This is a genomic window from Streptomyces aureus (assembly GCF_001418135.1).
Classification (GTDB): domain Bacteria; phylum Actinomycetota; class Actinomycetes; order Streptomycetales; family Streptomycetaceae; genus Streptomyces; species Streptomyces aureus_A.
Genome location: NZ_LIPQ01000018.1, coordinates 1 through 16,059, shown reverse-complemented (window position 1 = coordinate 16,059; position 16,059 = coordinate 1). Strand labels below are relative to the sequence as shown.

The following is a 16,059-nucleotide window of genomic DNA, read 5'->3' as shown; positions in this document are numbered from 1 at the left end:
CTCTCGTACGGTGATCGCCTGCCGTCGACAGTACGTCCGGCAGGGTACGCGGTGGCGCGATGACCGTGGAGTGTGGACATCCGGCGGGTCGGCTCCAGCCGTTCGGGGGGACCATCCCGACCGTCGGCGGGCAGGTGCACGAAGGACGGCGGATGGTGTCCCTCGTCCTCGTCCGCTGGAGTCGGTCCATGGGCCCGCACGAGTCCGCGGGCCACAGCCGTTTCCCTACCGTTCGAGGACGACCCCGTCATGCCCCGCCCGTTCCCGCGTCAGCCCGTCCACGCTCTGCGTCGCTGTGCGGCGCGACCCCGTGTGCTCTTCGGGGGTGTGTACGGGGCGGTGCTGGCCAGTTCCATGGTGGCCGCCCTGACGGAACAGGGTGAGACGGCGCCCGCCGACCGGTTCACCAGCGCCCAATGGCTCCTGGTGACGGCCTTCGCCTCGGCGTTGGCCCACGGCTACGCGCATCTGATGGCCCTGCGTGGCGACCGGACCCATCACGGTGTGCGCGCCGGGGTGCGGCTGTTGCTGTCCGAGTGGCCGTTGGTGGCGGCGACGGTGCCGACGCTGGGCGTGCTGCTCGGCGCCGCCTGGGGATGGTGGCCCACGGAGGACGTCGAGTGCGTGGTCTTCGCCGTGAACGTGGTGCTGCTGTTCGCCTGGGGTCTGTCCGCGGCCCGCGCCGCCGGTCGCACCTGGGGCTCCGCCGTGAGGATCGGCACGGTGGACGCGTTGCTCGGCCTCGTGGTCGTGGTGGCCAACGCCGTCATCAAGTAGGACGGCGGGCCGTCCGGGCCCGCGAACCGTCCTGGGCGCCGTTCCGCCACTCGGCGGGGCTGGTCCCGGCCGGTCGGCGGGGGTCTCACCGAAGCCCGTCGGATGGTCCGCTTCCCGGCGGCGCCCGGAGATTGTCCGTATGACACAGATACAGCCGCCGCAGGAGAACTCGCCTCCACTGACCCGCACTTCGACCGAGTCCGCCAGGAAGCTCTCCGGGGGATCATCGACGGGGCGCCTGGTCGGGGTGGATCTGGCCCGCGCGTTGGCGGTGTTCGGCATGTACATCGTGCACATCGGCCCGCCGCTGTCGGCCACGGACGGCGTCGCCAGATGGGTCCGGTACCTTGCCGACGGCCATTCGTCGGTTCTGTTCGCCACCCTCGCCGGGTTCTCGCTGATGCTGATCGCCGGGCGCCGTGAGCCGAAGACCGGCCTGGCGGGCCGGCAGGCGAAGGCCCGGATCGCGATCCGCGCCGTGGTCCTGCTGGCGCTGGGCACCATGCTGGCGATGGAGTACGGGGGAGTGATCATCCTCGGCTTCTACGGTGTCTACTTCCTCCTCGCCCTGCTCCTGCTGCGGCTGTCCGCCGAGGCACTGGCGATCACCGCTGCCGGGCTCGCGCTCGTCACACCCCAGCTGGCGTTCGTCCTGGACGCGCGGCTCAGCGAGTCCGTCCAGCAGACCATCGACGCCCACGACCCGCTCAAGAGGATCAGCGAGGTCGGCGTGCTCGACCTGCTGCTCACCGGCTTCTATCCGACGATCACGTGGATGTCGTTCGTGGTCGCCGGCATGGCGCTGGCCCGCCTCGACCTGTCGGCCGTCTCCGTCCAGCGTCGTCTGGCCGCGCTCGGTGCCGCTCTGACCGTCGGCGCCTACGGCCTGTCGCTGCTGCTGACGGGCAAGGACGCGCTGCGCAGCATGGCGGAGGACGGGAAGTCGTCCGCCGGGTTCGAGAAGGCGTCGTCCTTCGGCAGCGGATCCTTCGAGGCCCCCCGGCGGGCGGCCTCGGAACTGCTGTCCGCCGGGCCGCACAGCGGCACCACGTTCGACATCGTCGGCAGCGTGGGCGTCGCCATCCTCGTGCTCGTGGGCGGGACGGTGCTGATGGACCGCCTGCCGCGACTGCGCAGCCTGGCGAAACCCGTCATCGCCGTGGGCACCATGTCCCTGACGGCCTACGTCGGTCACTTCCTCGCCCAGTCCATGCTCGGCATATCCGCCGGCGAAAGCAGCCAGACGTCCTGGATCCCCGTGCTCCTGTTCGTCCTCGGAGCGATCGCGTTCGCCGCGGGCTGGTCCCGATTCTTCCGCCGCGGACCGCTGGAGGCGTTGCTCAACGCCGTCACCAGGCCGGCGAAGCACATCCGATGAGGCCGGGCCGGGACGGTCGGCCCGCACGGCCCGTCCCGGCGGCGCCGATCCACGTGACCCGCAAGTGGCTGTTCCCATCAGCCCTTGCGGGTGCGGTGCCCGGCGTGGGCGTGCCGGTCACGGCTCACGGCACAGCAGCGTAGCCCTGTGTCGGCACGCCGCCGACCGGACTCCCGCTCGATCAGGCGTGGCACTCCTCGTGGTCTCGGCGTGCACCTCCGCTCCGCCGTGCGGCGGGGGCAGCCGGTGGGACACCCGACCTACCCGCCGGAGCGCCCCGCCGGGATCAGGAGCTGGGTCGCGGCCAGCTGTGCGTAGAGCTCGTCCCTGTTCAGCAGTTCCTCATGGGTGCCGATCGCGCGGACCGTGCCGGCGTCCATGACGACGACGCGCTCGGCGTCCGTGACCGTCGACAGGCGGTGTGCCACCACCAGGACGGTGGTCTCGCGTGCCGTCTCGGCGATGACGTCGCGCAGCGCCAGCTCGTTGACGGCGTCGAGCTGCGAGGTGGCCTCGTCCAGGAGCAGCAGCCGGGGCCTGCGCAGCAGTGCCCGGGCGATCGCGACGCGCTGGCGTTCGCCGCCGGACAGCTTCGAGCCGCGGTGCCCGACCAGGGTGTCCAGACCCTGCGGGAGACGCTCGACGAGCGTGTCGAGCCTGGTCCGGGCGAGGACGGCGCGGATGTCGTCGTCCGTCGCGCCGGGCGCGCTGAAGACCAGGTTCTCCCGCAGGGTGCCGGCCAGCACCGGCGCGTCCTGCTCGACGTACCCGATGGCGGACCGCAGCTCCGGCAGCGGCCACTGGCGTATGTCCTTGCCGTCCACCAGGATCCGGCCGCCACTCGCCTCGTAGAACCGCTCGATGAGGGAGAAGACCGTCGACTTGCCCGCACCCGAAGGCCCCACGAAGGCCGTCATCCCGGCGCCCGGCACGTCGAAGTCCACTTGCTGGTGGAGGGGCGGCAGCCCCGGCCCGTAGCGGAAGGACACCTCCTCGAAGCGGACCGACGCCGGGCGCCGTACGGCTGCCGAAGGCTGGGCCCGCGCGGGCTGCGGCGTGGTCGGCGGCTCCGCCGCGAGGCGGTCCACCTCCTTGATCCGGGAGATCGCGGCCGCGCCCTCCTGGTACGCGGAGGCGGCCTCGACCAGCTTGTACACCGGCTCCATCAGGTAGAACAGGTACAGCAGAAAGGCGATGAGCGTGGAGACGGGGATGTCCCCGGACGCCACCCGCGCCCCGCCGACCGCGAGCACGGCGAGGAACGCCAGCTCGACGGCGAGGTTGTCCGCCGTCCCGAGCAAGGCCTCCCACTTCGCGCCGCGCACGCCGTGGCGCCACGCCCGCCCGGCCGACGCCTCGACGCGGGCGGTCTCCCGCTCCTCGGCGCCGGACGCCTTCACGGTGCGGAACGCACCGAAGACCCGCTCCAGGCCGGTGGACATGTCCCCGACCGCGGCCTGGGAACGCTCAGCGGCCTGCCCGATCTTCGGCATCACACAGGCGGCGCCCGCGCCGACGACCGCGACCACGACGAGTGCGACGCCGACCAGGACGGCGTCCAGGAACGCCATCACCACGACCGCCGCGATCAACGTCAGCGCCCCGGTCGCGGCGTTGACCACCGCCTGGGTGCTGACGGCCCGCAGCAGCGTGGTGTCGGACGTCACCCGTGACATCAGATCGCCCGGCTGCATCCGGTCCACCTCCGCGAGGCGCAACCGCAGCAGCCGGCCGATCAGGCTGCGGCGGGCGGCCAGGACCACCGACTCCGCCGTCCGCTCCAGCACATAGGCACCGAACGCCTCGGCCACCGTGCTCAGCAGCACCAGCACGGTCAGCGCCAGCAGAAGGGTGGCGAGCGTGCCACCGGACGAGAGCCGGTCGACCAGCGCCTTCGTGGCCAGCGGCTGCAGCAGCCCTCCGGCGGACCCGACCAGCGCCAACAGCAGACCGAGTACGACGTTCCACCGGTGCGGTCGGACATACCCGTACAGTGCCTTGAGCGTCTCGCGGACGCGCGGGGACTCGGCACCCGTCGTCTCCGGGGCGGATGCGGTGTTCACAAGAATCCTCTCCAGGTGGTCTGCCGCCATGGCCGGGCGAACGCCCCGTAGCCGGCGTCACGACGGTCCGCCGCACCGGCCGGTGAACCGGTGTGAGATGTCGAGCTCGTGCTCGTGCGTACGGCGTGTCACGCCCCAGCCTGCAAGGCGGGACGTCTCTTCGACCATCCGAAGGTCGTCGGGCGGACCCCCGCCGAGTGGCTGGAAGGTGAGGTGCGTTGATCGTGATGTGGTGGAACTGCGTGGGCCGTACGGACGAGGAGATCCGCAGGGCGAGGGACGACCGGATGACCTCCGACCGGTTCGGCGAGGTGGTCGGCTACGACGGCGATCGCCTCGACGCGCCGGAGGCCCACCGACCCGGCTGAAGGCGCGGGGTCGGTTCGTCTCCTGGGGCGCGATGCCGCTCGGCAGGCTCATCGCCGGCCTTCTCGCCACCCACGTCGGCACCCACACCGCGCTCTGGACCGTCCTCGCCGCCGCCCTCCTGCCCCCGCTCTACCCCTTCTCCACCAAGGTGGGCCGCCACCGAGACCACAGGCCGCCGGACCTCCGACCGATCCGGCCCGCGCTCAACGGTGCTCGGGGTTCTCGAAGTCGAACCGGCAGCCGGCGTCCCACTCGGAGCGCTGGTTTCCGTGGGCCGGGATGCCACCGGTGTCCTTGAGCATCCTCGCCAGGTGGAGCTGGTTCCAGGTCATGAAGGTCGTGTTGCGGTTCGTGAAGTCGTTGTCCGGCCCGCCGGAGCCGGGGTCGAGGTACGACGGGCCCGGGCCGGCCTCCCCGACCCAGCCCGCGTCCGCCTGCGGCGGAATGACGTATCCGAGGTGCTGCAGGCTGTAGAGGACGTTCATCGCGCAGTGCTTCGCGCCGTCCTCGTTGCCGGTGATCAGGCAGCCGCCCACACGACCGTAGTAGGCGTACTGGCCGCGCTCGTTGAGGATCGACGAGCAGGCGTACAGACGCTCGATCACCTTCTTCATGACGGAAGAGTTGTCCCCCAGCCATACAGGTCCAGCCAAGGTAAGGATGTCCGCGGCCATCACCTTCGAGTAGATGACGGGCCACTCGTCGGTCTCCCAGCCGTGCTCCGTCATGTCGGGCCACACCCCGGTGGCGATGTCGATATCCACCGCTCGCAGCACCTCGACCTCGACGCCCTGGCGCTCCATGATCCCGCTACTGATGTCGATCAGCCCCTGCGTGTGGCTCCGCTCCGGCGAACGCTTGAGCGTGCAATTGATCACCAGGGCCCGGAGACCACGGTAGGACGTGCCAGTGTCGGTCATGGATGCGTTCCCCTGCGGACGAGTGGGCGGGTCGGGCGGCGAAACACGCCCGGTTGCCGACGTCGATAGGGCTCCGGTCGGGCCGACCGAACATCCCGTCCACTCTCTCGCCTCGTGGGACGGAATGGACGAAACGCCACGCGAGTCCGACGAAGTCGTCCACCCCATCACCCGCGTGGCCTCACCACCATGACGTGTGTCGCCGAATCAGATCGGCCCGCACCGCACGAGGATGTCGGCGGCCATCACCCGCTCGTACAGCGCGGGCAGATGTCCACGTCGACGGCCCGCACCAGGGAGGTCGCCACGCCCTGCGCCTCCATGACGGACCGGCTGCGCTCGATCAGCCCGTCGGTGTCGCTGACCTCGGGGGAGCGCTTGAGCGTGCAGTCGAAGTAGAGCGCGCTGAGATCGTCGTGCCGGTACTGGGCGGAATCGGGCACCGTCATCGACGGTCTCCTCACGCACGGGGGGCGGCCCCTCCCGGGACCACCCCCAGCCCGCGCAGGCCCCCGGCCCGGGGTCGCTCGGCAGCGACCGAACGCATGAGCAGGCGCCCGGGACCCGCGCTACCGTCCCTCCTTACGCCGCCGGGTGCGGCGGTACGGCGTCGACGAGCGCCGCCAGGGCCGCCCCGAGCGCCCGCGCCCCCGGTCCCGCCGCGCCGCCCGGCTCACTCATGTAGACATCGCGCCGAACCTCGATCATGAGCGCGCTGACCCGCGGATCCCTGCCGTAGTACGACAGCGGTACGTAGGTCCCCGCGAAGGGCGTGTCGGTCGCCAGGCCCCCGAACCCGCCGAACGCCTCCCGTGCCGCGTCCAGCAGGGGCGGCGGCGTGTGGAAGGGGTCGGTACCGAGGCAGACCGGCGGGCGGGGCCCCTCGCCGTGCAGCTCGTACGGCAGCGGCCCGGTCGGGTACGAGTGCACGTCGAGGATCACGGCCCGCCCGGTGGCCTCCAGCCGCGCGGCGACGGCGGCGGCCATGCCCTCGGCGTACGGCGTGAAGTACCGGTCGATCAGCGGCGCCGGGTCGAAGCCGGCGGGGCGGAGCGCGGCCCGGTGCGTGGTCCGCGTGTACACCGCGCCCATCCCGACGGCCAGCATCTCCTCGCGCTCGTCGGGGAAGCGCTCGGGATCGACGACCAGCCGGGACAGCCGGTTGACGAACTGCCACGGCGTCGCGCCGGCGGCCGCCGCGGCGACGGCCGCGATCTCCGCCGTGTGGGCGTCGGTGATGTGGTCGAGCTCGCGGGCCAGTTCCCCGTCGCCGAGCAGGATGCCGTCGCGCACCTCCGGGGGTATCACCCGGGAGGAGTGCGGGACATGGAGGATGACGGGGGAGTCCGGGTCGCCGGCGAGGACGTCGTACGAGCGTGGGGTCATCGGCTCAGCCTTCCACAGGTCGGGCCCGCCGCGGCGTGCGCCCGGTGCGCGCCGTGCCGCCGGGCGCGGCCCCCGCTCACCGGTCGACCGTCACCGCCGCGTGGATGGTCTTGCCGTCCGGTCCCGCGTCCACGGTCACCTCACGGCACAGCCGGAGCACGATCGGCCAGCCGTAGCCACCGGGACGCAGCCCCCGGCGGCGCTCGTACGGCGGCGCCTCCCCGCTGGCGTCGGACACGGACACCGTCACCCGGTCGTGTCCGACCCCGATCCCGAAGCCCGTGACGCCGCCCGCGTGCCGGTGCGCGTTCGTGACCAGCTCCGAGGTGACGAGCAGCAGGTCCTCGACCTGGGCGGGCCGCAGGGGGCCGAGCGCGGCGAGGGTGTGGCGGACGAGCTGCCGCGCCTGGGCCGGGGAACAAACCGGGGGCGAACCGGCGTTCCCGGCGCCGCGCGAGTCCGCCCCGGGGGCCGGACGCCGGGTGTCGCTCCGGGTCTTCATCGCGCATCCCTTTCTTCCTCTTCTGGGCGGTTTCTCAGTAGGTGATGGGTTTCGTCTGCCCGTTCGAGACGGGGTGATGCCTTCCATCCGTGCGGAATCGGCCAGGAGCGGACAAGGAGTGCGTCTCGGAAGCGGGGGTACGTGAACCGGGACCGCTGAACGGACCGCGAGCCAGAGGAGGTTGTTCCTGTGCGGACCGATCCGGCCGAGGCGACGACGGCGTACGCGACGAACGGCGTGGGCGAGGAACTGCCCTTTCCCGAGGTCCCGCACGCGGTTCCACCCCGGGACGCGCGTGCCCTGTCGAAGGTGTTCCTCCGTGAACTGGCGGCTCGGGAGGAGGGCACCGCGGGGCACCAGTACGTCCGGAACACCCTCATCGAGATGAACATGTCGCTCGTGGTGTACGCGGCGGGGCGGTTCCGGGCGCGCGGTGACGAGCGGGAGGACATCCTCCAGGTCGGCATGGTCGGCCTGATCAAGGCGATCGACCGCTTCGACCTGTCGCGCGAGGTGGAGTTCGCCACCTTCGCCGTGCCGTACATCGTGGGCGAGATCAAGCGCTTCTTCCGCGACACCACCTGGGCCGTGCACGTCCCGCGCCGCCTCCAGGAGGCGCGGGTGGAGCTGGCCAGGGCGACCGACGAGCTGAGCTCACGGCTCGGCCGGGCCCCGCGCCTCTCCGAGCTGGCGCCGGCCATGGACCTGTCCGAGGACGAGGTGGTCGAGGCCCAGGTCGCCGCCAACGGCTACCACTCCACGTCCCTGGACGCCAGGCTCGCCGGCGGCGACAGCGAGGAGGAGGACGCCGCCCTGGCCGATCTCATCGGCGAGGAGGACCCGGCGCTCGCCCTCTTCGAGGAGTTCCACACCCTCGCCCCGCTCGTGGAGGCCCTCGCCCCCCGCGACCGGCTTCTGCTGCACCTCCGCTTCGTGGAGGAGCTCACCCAGACGCAGATCGGCGAGCGGCTCGGCGTCTCGCAGATGCACGTCTCGCGGTTGCTCGCCCGAAACCTGGACCGGTTGCGGGACGGCATGGTCGAGGACGGTGGTGAGGGCTGAGAGGGCTGCCGGGCCGAGAGGAACGAGCGGCCCGGCCGGCGCCGGGCCGCGCGTCACCGGACCCATGGGGCCCACCGGACCCCAGGACCACGGCCATGCCGAAGTAGAGCCCCAGGAGCAGCAGGTACGAGGCCGCCGTCGCGGCCGTCGAGGAGCGCAACTGGTCGATCCGGAAGGTGAGATCCGGGACCGTGACCAGGGAGGGCAGCGGCGTCGCCTTGAGCAGCTGGACGAGCAGGTTCTTGAACGGCGCCACTATGAGACGGCGTGCGCCTGCGGCAGGACGCCCCGCCGCAGCCGCAGCGCAGGGCCCATCCCGAGCGTGATCGCCGCCTCGGTCTGAGCGCGGGGGACCGCGGTCACCGCGCCCCGTACGACCTCGGAGCCGTACGCCCTGAAGTTGAGGCCGAGCGCGAGCACGCCGCAGGCCAGGGGTTCCAGCCGGAAGCCGACCATCGGCAGTGCGAAGAACAGCCGGAAGAGCTGCACGTACAGCGAGGTGCCCCGGAAGAACTCCACGACGACCCGCACCGCCCCGCGGACCGGCAGTCGCGCCGACCGGGACAGCAGGCCGAGCGTGCACGAGAGGAGCAGGGCGAGCGCGGCGCCGAGCACCGTGGCCTCGACCGTGGTCAGGAGCCCTCGCCGAGCCGGGGCAGTGCCCGGCGGAGCACGGGGAGGAACTCAGCCATTGCGGCCGCCCCCTGTCCCGAGGCGTGCCACGTCACCGTGCCGCCCGTCACCGTGCCCGCCGTGCCGCCCGTCGCCGGGTCGCCCTTCGCGCGGCGCACAGGTCGGCGGTCCGCAGGGACCGGGGCGGCACCTCGCGTGCGGTGAAGCCGTAGCGGCCACGGGGTCCACGAACCGGTCGGGGGATCCGGTGATCTTGGGGAGCTCCGAGTCGAAGGCGTCCCGCAAGCCCGGTCGCGCCCGGCCGGCCGGGGAGGCGCCGTCCTGGAAGCCGTACGGCGCCTCCCCGGCGAACCCGACCCGTGCGAAGCCCTGTTTCCGCAGCCGCGCCAGGAGCGCGCCGTCGTCATCGGGCGCGCCCGTGCCGGCCTGGGTGCGGGTTCAGGCCGAAAGGAGCCCAGGGGTCAGGGCGAGGCCGCCGAGGAGCGCCGTTCTGCCGGGGAAGCCGCGTCGGTCCAGGCGCGCGAGCCGGTCATACGTGATCCGATGAGGGTGCGGCGATGAACGAGGGCCGCCGGACCGGGGCGGCGAAGGGCGCCTCCGGCTGGTTCTCCACGCTGTTGAAGACGAGGAACACATTGCTCCGGGGGTACGGGGTGATGTTGTCGCCCGACCCGTGCAGGGCGTTGCAGTCGAACCAGGTCGCGGAGCCCGCCGGCCCCGTGAACTGGCGGATGCCGCAGGCGTCGGCGAACGTGGTCAGCGCCTCGTGGGACGGCGTACCGGCGTCCTGCATCTGGAGCGACCTCTTGTAGTTGTCCTTCGGAGTGGCACCCGCGCAGCCGAGGAACGTGCGGTGCGAACCCGGCATGATCATCAGACTGCCGTTGGTGGTGTGGTTCGGCGTGAGCGCGATCGACACCGACACGGTCCGCATCCTCGGCAGCCCGTCCTCCGCGTGCCAGGTCTCGAAGTCCGAGTGCCAGTAGAAACCGCTGGCCCCGAAGCCGGGCTTGACGTTGACCCGCGACTGGTGGATGTAGACGTCGGAGCCGAGGATCTGGCGGGCGCGCCCGAGGATCCGCGGGTCCTGGGCGAGCCGGCCGAAGACCTCGCTCATCCGGTGCACCTCGAAGACGGAACGTATCTCCTGGGAACGGGGCTCGACGACCGCCCGTTCGTCCGCCCGCACGGCGGGATCGGAGACGAGCCGGTCGAGCTCCGCCCTGAGCACGTCGACCTCGTCCGGGGTGACGATCTCGTCCACCGTGACGAAGCCGTCGCGGTCGTACTCCTCCAGTTCACGTGCCCAGAAGGGGCCCGCCGTGCCGGGCTCGGACCACACGACGGGGTCCTTGCGGCCGATCAGCTCCTCCTTGGGGCCACGGGTGGGGTAGAGGTCGACGGGGCGAGTGGGTGCGGAGGGCATGAGGGAGCGTGCTTCCTTTCGCGTAGGGGTGTCGGTGGCGTGCCGGACTCAGACGTCGTCGGACGCGGGCTCGGGTTCCGTCAGCAGCGGGTAGACGCCGTTCTCGTCGTGGTCCTCCCGCCCCGTCACGGGCGGGTTGAAGACGCACAGGCAGCGGAAGTCGGCCTTGACCTTGAGGGTGTGGCGCTCGTGCCCGTCGAGCAGATACATCGTTCCGGGCACGATCGTGTACGTGCGGCCCGTCTCGTGGTCGGTGAGCTCGGCCTCGCCGGCCGTGCAGACGACGGCCTCGACGTGGTTCGCGTACCACATGGCGGTCTCGGTACCGGCGTACAGCACCGTCTCGTGGAGGGAGAAGCCGACCCGCTCACGGGCCAGGACGATGCGCTTGCTCTCCCAGGTGCCCGAGGCGGACCTCACGTGCCGCTCGGTGTTCTCCAGCTCGTCGAAGGTACGGACGATCATGGGGTACGACTGCCTTTCGGGTCATCGGGTCATCGGGCCGGCTGTCGGCCGGCCGTCGGAACGTGGGGTCGGGAGAGGGGTCAGGCGGTGTGGCGGACGGAGCGGGCCAGGATCCCGAGGCCCTCGTCGAGTTCGTCGTCCGTCGCGGTCAGCGGCGGCAGCAGCTTGACCACCTCACCGTTCGGGCCCGACGTCTCGACCAGGAGGCCGGTCTCGAAGGCGCGCCGGCACACGGCCTCGGCGCGCTCCCCGTCGGCGAACTCCAGGCCCCACACGAGTCCCCGGCCGCGGACGGACAGGCCGGTGCGCCCGTCGCCCCCGCACAGGTCGAGGAGGGCGCGCTCCACCCGGTCCGCCCGGCTCAGGGTGCGCCCGCGCAGGGCGCCGTCGCGCCAGTAGGCGTCGAGGGCGGCCGTGGCGGTCACGAAGGCGGGGTTGTTGCCGCGGAAGGTCCCGTTGTGCTCGCCGGGCTGCCAGACGTCGAGCTCCGGCCGGAACAGGCAGAGGGCCATGGGCAGGCCGTAGCCGCTGATGGACTTGGAGAGGGTGACGATGTCGGGCGTGATGCCCGCCTCCTCGAAGGAGAAGAAGTCGCCGGTGCGGCCGCAGCCCATCTGGACGTCGTCGACGATGAGGAGCATCTCGTGCCGGCGGCAGAGGTCCGCGAGCGCACGCAGCCACTCGGCCCGTGCGACGTTGATGCCGCCCTCGCCCTGGACGGTCTCGACGATCACGGCCGCCGGGTGGTCGAGGCCGGAGCCGGCGTCGTTGAGGAGCCGCTCGAACCAGAGGAAGTCGGGGAGCTGCCCGTCGAGGTAGTCGTCGAAGGGCATGCGGATGGCGTGCGGCAGCGGGACGCCCGCGCCGGCGCGCTTGGCGGCGTTGCCGGTGACGGCGAGCGAGCCGAGCGACATGCCGTGGAACGCGTTGGTGAAGGAGACGACGGTCTGCCGCCCGGTGACCTTCCGGGCGAGCTTCAGCGCCGCCTCCACGGCGTTGGTGCCGGTGGGGCCGGGGAACATCACCTTGTAGGGCAGGGCGCGGGGCTCCAGGACCGTGGTGTGGAAGGTCTCCAGGAAGTCGCGTTTGGCGGTGGTCGACATGTCGAGGCCGTGGGTGATGCCGTCGTTGCCGAGGTATTCGAGGAGGGCCCGCTTGAGCACGGGATTGTTGTGGCCGTAGTTCAGCGAGCCGGCGCCGGCGAAGAAGTCGAGGTACGGACGCCCCTGCTCGTCGTACAGCCTGCTGCCACTGGCGCGTTCGAACACGACGGGCCAGGCGCGGCAGTAGCTGCGGACCTCCGATTCGACGGTCTCGAAGACGGAGGGCGTGGCGATGTCGGTCAGGGTCACGAAACTCTTCTCCAGAGTGTTGTTCGGGGGTGTTGCGTGCGCGGCCGACGGCTCAGGAGGCCGGCGGGCCGAGGGGGCCGATGCGGTACAGCACCTCGGACTCGTGGCCCGCCGCGGGGAACGCGGCGGCCGGGAACAGGACCTCCTGCGTCACCTCCGCGCCATGTCGGCGTGCGAACGAACGGAACAGCCGGTCGGAGGCGAGGTTTCCCGGGGTGACGGTCGCCTCGATCCGGCTGATCCCGTGCTCGGCCGCGACCTGCGCGGACAGAGCGTCGAGCAGGGTCCCGGCTACCCCGCTTCCGCGATGCGAACCCTCGACGGCGATCTGCCAGACGAAGAGGGTCTCCGGCTCGTCGGGGCGCAGATAGCCGGTCACGAAGCCGATCGGGCGTCCGGAGGTGTCACGGGCGACCGTGGTCGTGCCGGCGAAGTCGCGGCACCACAGCAGATAGCTGTACGGCGAGTTGAGGTCGAGCTCGCCCGAGCCGCGTGCGATCCGCCAGAGCTCGGCGCCGTCCGCGATCGTCGGGGGGGTGGTGCGGGGAGTCGTGGTCGTACGGTCAGTGGTCAACGGGGTCATGGGCGCCGAAGCTACCGAGTGGATCTCGGAACTTCCTGGTCCGGAGGGGTTGTTGTGGACACCGGTCCGTGATAAATGGGTCGACGGCCTCCGGGGTGGAAATGTGTGCCACGCCGCACGGAAAAGGCACTTGAAACGGGACGAAATGACCGTTTATAACGGATGGGTAACGCCTCTGGAGTGCATCCTTCCTTCGCGCCAAGAGCGTGAGAACATCCGCCATTTGACGTTTGAAGGCGGTCTCAGTGGTCAGGCGTAGAGGCTCGTCCGTGAACGGCGCCCGACGTGCCCGGCCCGGAACGTGCCGAAGCCGGGCCGGGTGCGACGACCCCGGCCCGGCTCCATTCACCGCTGTGGCGGTCTACCAGATCGCCTCGACCCACTCCGGGTGGTCGATGAACGGGTTGCGGTTGCCCTGGTAGGTGTTGTGGATGACGTCGTTGCGACGTTCCTCGAAGGCGCTCGGCGGGTCCTGCTCGTTCCACTGCTTCAGGACCGAGAGGCGGCCGTGGAAGCGGACGCTGCCGTTGGTGGTCGACTCGTTGGGCTCCAGGTCGGCCCAGGCGTCGTCACCCTCGTAGCGGACGGCCATGTAGAGGATCATCCGGGCCACGTCGCCCTTGTCGGCGTCGCGCGGCTCGAACGAGTTGCTGTCCGTGTAGCTGCCGGGAGCGCCGCTGACCGCGCTGCCGCCGTTGTCGAAGTCCTTGTTGCCACGGATGCTGTTGACCTGGACGTCCGCCGCGCGCAGGTGGTGCAGATCGGTGCCGGGGCCGGCCGAGGTGCCGAAGTTGCCGTGGGACTGGGCCCAGGTGTGCTCGCGGTTCCAGTCGCCGACGTCGCCGCCGTTGAGGCTCTTGCTCCGTGAGGTCCCGCTGTAGAGCAGGATGACGTTGTTGGTGTTGGCGGGGTCCTGGTCGGTGACCTTCAGCGCGTTCCAGACCGCGTCGTACGAGATCTTGCTCTGGCTGCTGATGATGGTGTGCAGCGAGGACTTGAGGCTCGTGCCGGTCTTGCCGATCGCGTTCTTGTAGTACGTGCTGTCGTACGCGGTGGTGGTGGCGCCGGCGGGGGTGGCGGCGACCGTGGGGAGCGTGACGCCGACGAGGGTGGCGGCGACGGCCGCTGCCCACACCTTCCATCTGCCGATCCGCACAACGGACATGGGGGGCCCTTTCCCGGGGACGGTACGCGTGGGACGACGGGCGTCGGCTCGACGACTCCGCTGTCTACGCGTGTTGACTTCGTGTCACCGGGAGAGTGGCACACGGCAGGTACCTGTCATGTAACGAGGAGAAGGCTGTTCCATGACGAGTTTGCATATGGCCGAGACGAGGGCCCCTCCAGGGCTCGTCGGAGGGCTCGAACCCGTCGGGTCCGGGCGGCCCGAGGCCTTCGGACGCCCCGGACGTCCTCAGGTGCCCCGAACGTCCACCGGCATCCCCTTCGGCTCCTTGACGCGCTTCATGATGATCTGCGAGTTGACCTCGGTGACCCCGGTGAGGGTCGTCAGCCGCTCGATCCACAACCGCTCGTACGCCGCGAGATCGGCGACCGCGATCCGCAGCAGACAGCCGGGGCTCCCGAACAGCCGGTACGCCTCGATGACGTCCGGCACGTCCTGGAGCGCCTCCTCGAAGGCCTCCACCGTCTCCCGGTCCCGCCGCACCTCCACCGAGACGAGCACCTCGAAGCCGCGCCCCACCGCCTCCGGATCGATGATCGCCCGGTACCCCTGGATCACCCCGTCCTGCTCCAGCTGACGGACCCGGCGCAGACAGGGTGACGGGCTGAGCCCCACCCGCTGGGCCAGCTCCTGGTTGCTCAGCCGGCCGTCGTTCTGAAGCTCGCGCAAGATGTGGAGATCGATTCGGTCCATGGCGCAATTATCTACCACGGCGAAACGGTACAGCGGATCATTTCGCAATCGTCTTGCGCGCCTTCTGTCCTATCGTTGCGACGCAGGGCGATTTCGGTACGGAGTAAGGACGGCAGGCATGAAGCGGACGAACGACGGGGGAGCGCGCCGGATCGTCGTCATCAGCACGGGCGGCACGATCGCCAGCCGCTGGCAGGGCACCGGTTACGCCGCCGACGCCTCCGGCGACGACGTGCTGGCCACCGCCCCGCTTCCCGAGGGCGTCACCGTCGAGGTCGTCGACCTCTTCAACGTCAACAGCTCCCGCATGACCGCGGCGCACCAGCTCGCCCTGCTGCGGACCGTCCACGAGACCCTCGCCGACCCCGGCGTCGACGGCATCGTGATCACCCACGGCACCGACACCCTCGAAGAGACCGCCTTCTTCCTGGACCTCCACCACGCCGACGCCCGCCCGGTCGTCCTCACCGGCGCCCAGCGCCCCTTCGGCACCGGCGACGGGGACGGCCCCGGCAACCTGTACGACGCGCTCCAGGTCGCCTCCTCGGTCAGCGACCTCGGTGTCCTCGTCGTCTTCGACGGACGCGTCCACGCCGCCCGCGGCACCGTCAAGACCCAGACGCTCGCCGCCGACGCCTTCTCCGACCCCTCGGCCGAGCGCCTGGGGCGCGTCGGCTTCTCCCGCGTCGACATCGAGCGGCAGCCGGAGCGCCCGACGCCGCTGCCGCTGCCCGCCGCCGCGGACAAGGCGGACCCCGAGGTCCCCGACGCCGTCCCACTGCCCCGGGTCGCCATCGTCACGCACCACTCCGACGGCGATCCCTTCCTCCTGAACGCGGCCGTCGGCGCCGGCGCCCGGGGCATCGTCCTCGTCGCCACCGGCGCGGGCAACGCCACTCCCGAGATCGCCGCAGCCGTGGCCGACGCCGTCGCCCAGGGCGTCCTGGTCGCCGTGACCACCCGTGTCCCCGCCGGGCCGCTCGCCGAGATCTACACCGGCGGCGGGGCCGTCGACCTCGTCGCCGCCGGAGCCCTGCTCACCGGCACGCTCCGCGCCGCGCAGGCACGGATCGCGCTCCTCGCGACGCTCCTGGCCGAAGGCGGCAACGGCGGCGGCGACCCCGTCCGCAGCACCGCCCTGCTGCGGCGCCTCCTCGACGGGCCCGTCCGAGCGGAACCGGCCCTCGCCACCGGCGGCTCCCGCTCGGCCTCGGCCGTCGCCGCCCGCGCCTGACCCGGCGCACCCCAGAACCCCGGCTCGCGG

General features: G+C 71.4%; 17 protein-coding genes and 1 pseudogene. 5 read left to right on the top strand and 13 right to left on the bottom strand.

Going from position 1 to position 16,059, the window contains the following annotated elements; all coding sequences use genetic code 11:
* The first annotated feature begins 339 nt into the window (after window positions 1–339).
* Together AOK00_RS02175 and AOK00_RS02170 are read left to right on the top strand one after the other, a co-directional pair.
* On the top strand, window positions 340–777 hold the full coding sequence (locus AOK00_RS02175) for a hypothetical protein (protein WP_367870021.1): 438 nt from the start codon (window positions 340–342) through the stop codon (window positions 775–777).
* A 139-nt stretch (window positions 778–916) separates the two neighbouring features.
* A complete protein-coding gene (locus tag AOK00_RS02170) occupies window positions 917–2,155 on the top strand; it encodes a DUF418 domain-containing protein (protein WP_079041795.1) in 1,239 nt (412 codons plus the stop codon).
* A gap of 260 nt (window positions 2,156–2,415) precedes the next feature.
* Here AOK00_RS02170 and AOK00_RS02165 read toward each other — a convergent pair whose 3' ends face one another.
* Window positions 2,416–4,218 (bottom strand): ABC transporter ATP-binding protein, encoded by a 1,803-nt coding sequence (locus AOK00_RS02165; RefSeq protein ID WP_055598621.1) that lies wholly within the window; start codon window positions 4,216–4,218, stop codon window positions 2,416–2,418.
* A gap of 218 nt (window positions 4,219–4,436) precedes the next feature.
* Between AOK00_RS02165 and AOK00_RS36630 the strand changes: the two genes are divergently transcribed.
* Complete coding sequence (locus tag AOK00_RS36630) at window positions 4,437–4,586, top strand: pirin (RefSeq protein ID WP_437441376.1); 150 nt, start codon at window positions 4,437–4,439, stop codon at window positions 4,584–4,586.
* Window positions 4,587–4,790: 204 nt separating this feature from the next.
* Here AOK00_RS36630 and AOK00_RS02160 read toward each other — a convergent pair whose 3' ends face one another.
* From AOK00_RS02160 to AOK00_RS36625, 4 genes and pseudogenes are all read right to left on the bottom strand, one after another.
* Window positions 4,791–5,507 carry a flavodoxin family protein gene (locus AOK00_RS02160; RefSeq protein WP_055598620.1) on the bottom strand — a complete coding sequence of 239 codons (717 nt, stop codon included), beginning with the start codon at window positions 5,505–5,507 and terminating at the stop codon, window positions 4,791–4,793.
* A gap of 210 nt (window positions 5,508–5,717) precedes the next feature.
* Window positions 5,718–5,950 (bottom strand): annotated as a pseudogene (locus tag AOK00_RS02155) (flavodoxin family protein); the annotation flags it as partial.
* A 139-nt stretch (window positions 5,951–6,089) separates the two neighbouring features.
* Window positions 6,090–6,893 (bottom strand): N-formylglutamate amidohydrolase, encoded by an 804-nt coding sequence (locus tag AOK00_RS02150; RefSeq protein ID WP_055598618.1) that lies wholly within the window; start codon window positions 6,891–6,893, stop codon window positions 6,090–6,092.
* A 76-nt stretch (window positions 6,894–6,969) separates the two neighbouring features.
* Window positions 6,970–7,395, bottom strand: coding sequence for an ATP-binding protein (locus AOK00_RS36625; protein ID WP_216822229.1), 426 nt, complete (start codon window positions 7,393–7,395; stop codon window positions 6,970–6,972).
* Window positions 7,396–7,584: 189 nt separating this feature from the next.
* On the opposite strand from AOK00_RS36625, the gene AOK00_RS02140 reads away from it, so the two are divergent.
* Window positions 7,585–8,457 carry an RNA polymerase sigma factor SigF gene (locus AOK00_RS02140; protein ID WP_055598617.1) on the top strand — a complete coding sequence of 291 codons (873 nt, stop codon included), beginning with the start codon at window positions 7,585–7,587 and terminating at the stop codon, window positions 8,455–8,457.
* A gap of 255 nt (window positions 8,458–8,712) precedes the next feature.
* Here the strand turns inward: AOK00_RS02140 and AOK00_RS39605 are convergent, their stop codons facing one another.
* The 8 genes from AOK00_RS39605 to AOK00_RS02105 all read right to left on the bottom strand — a co-directional run bounded on the left by AOK00_RS39605 (window position 8,713) and on the right by AOK00_RS02105 (window position 14,795).
* Entirely contained in the window at window positions 8,713–9,072 is a 360-nt protein-coding gene (locus AOK00_RS39605; protein WP_055598616.1) for an ABC transporter permease subunit, read from the bottom strand.
* Window positions 9,073–9,089: 17 nt separating this feature from the next.
* Window positions 9,090–9,248, bottom strand: a complete 159-nt coding sequence (locus tag AOK00_RS38900; protein ID WP_159041670.1) for a hypothetical protein — start codon at window positions 9,246–9,248, stop codon at window positions 9,090–9,092.
* 371 nt (window positions 9,249–9,619) lie between these two features.
* Complete coding sequence (gene thpD / locus AOK00_RS02130; RefSeq protein ID WP_055598615.1) at window positions 9,620–10,516, bottom strand: ectoine hydroxylase; 897 nt, start codon at window positions 10,514–10,516, stop codon at window positions 9,620–9,622.
* Between the two features lie 48 nt (window positions 10,517–10,564).
* The gene (locus AOK00_RS02125; RefSeq protein ID WP_055598614.1) at window positions 10,565–10,981 is read right to left on the bottom strand and encodes an ectoine synthase; all 417 of its coding nucleotides are present in this window, start codon (window positions 10,979–10,981) and stop codon (window positions 10,565–10,567) included.
* 80 nt (window positions 10,982–11,061) lie between these two features.
* Window positions 11,062–12,333, bottom strand: a complete 1,272-nt coding sequence (gene ectB, locus AOK00_RS02120; protein WP_055598613.1) for a diaminobutyrate--2-oxoglutarate transaminase — start codon at window positions 12,331–12,333, stop codon at window positions 11,062–11,064.
* Between the two features lie 52 nt (window positions 12,334–12,385).
* Window positions 12,386–12,916 carry a diaminobutyrate acetyltransferase gene (gene ectA, locus AOK00_RS02115; RefSeq protein WP_055598612.1) on the bottom strand — a complete coding sequence of 177 codons (531 nt, stop codon included), beginning with the start codon at window positions 12,914–12,916 and terminating at the stop codon, window positions 12,386–12,388.
* A gap of 361 nt (window positions 12,917–13,277) precedes the next feature.
* On the bottom strand, window positions 13,278–14,081 hold the full coding sequence (locus AOK00_RS02110; RefSeq protein WP_055598611.1) for an endonuclease I family protein: 804 nt from the start codon (window positions 14,079–14,081) through the stop codon (window positions 13,278–13,280).
* A gap of 249 nt (window positions 14,082–14,330) precedes the next feature.
* The gene (locus AOK00_RS02105) at window positions 14,331–14,795 is read right to left on the bottom strand and encodes an Lrp/AsnC family transcriptional regulator (protein ID WP_055598610.1); all 465 of its coding nucleotides are present in this window, start codon (window positions 14,793–14,795) and stop codon (window positions 14,331–14,333) included.
* Between the two features lie 118 nt (window positions 14,796–14,913).
* On the opposite strand from AOK00_RS02105, the gene AOK00_RS02100 reads away from it, so the two are divergent.
* Window positions 14,914–16,029 (top strand): asparaginase, encoded by a 1,116-nt coding sequence (locus AOK00_RS02100; RefSeq protein ID WP_055598609.1) that lies wholly within the window; start codon window positions 14,914–14,916, stop codon window positions 16,027–16,029.
* Window positions 16,030–16,059 lie beyond the last annotated feature (30 nt).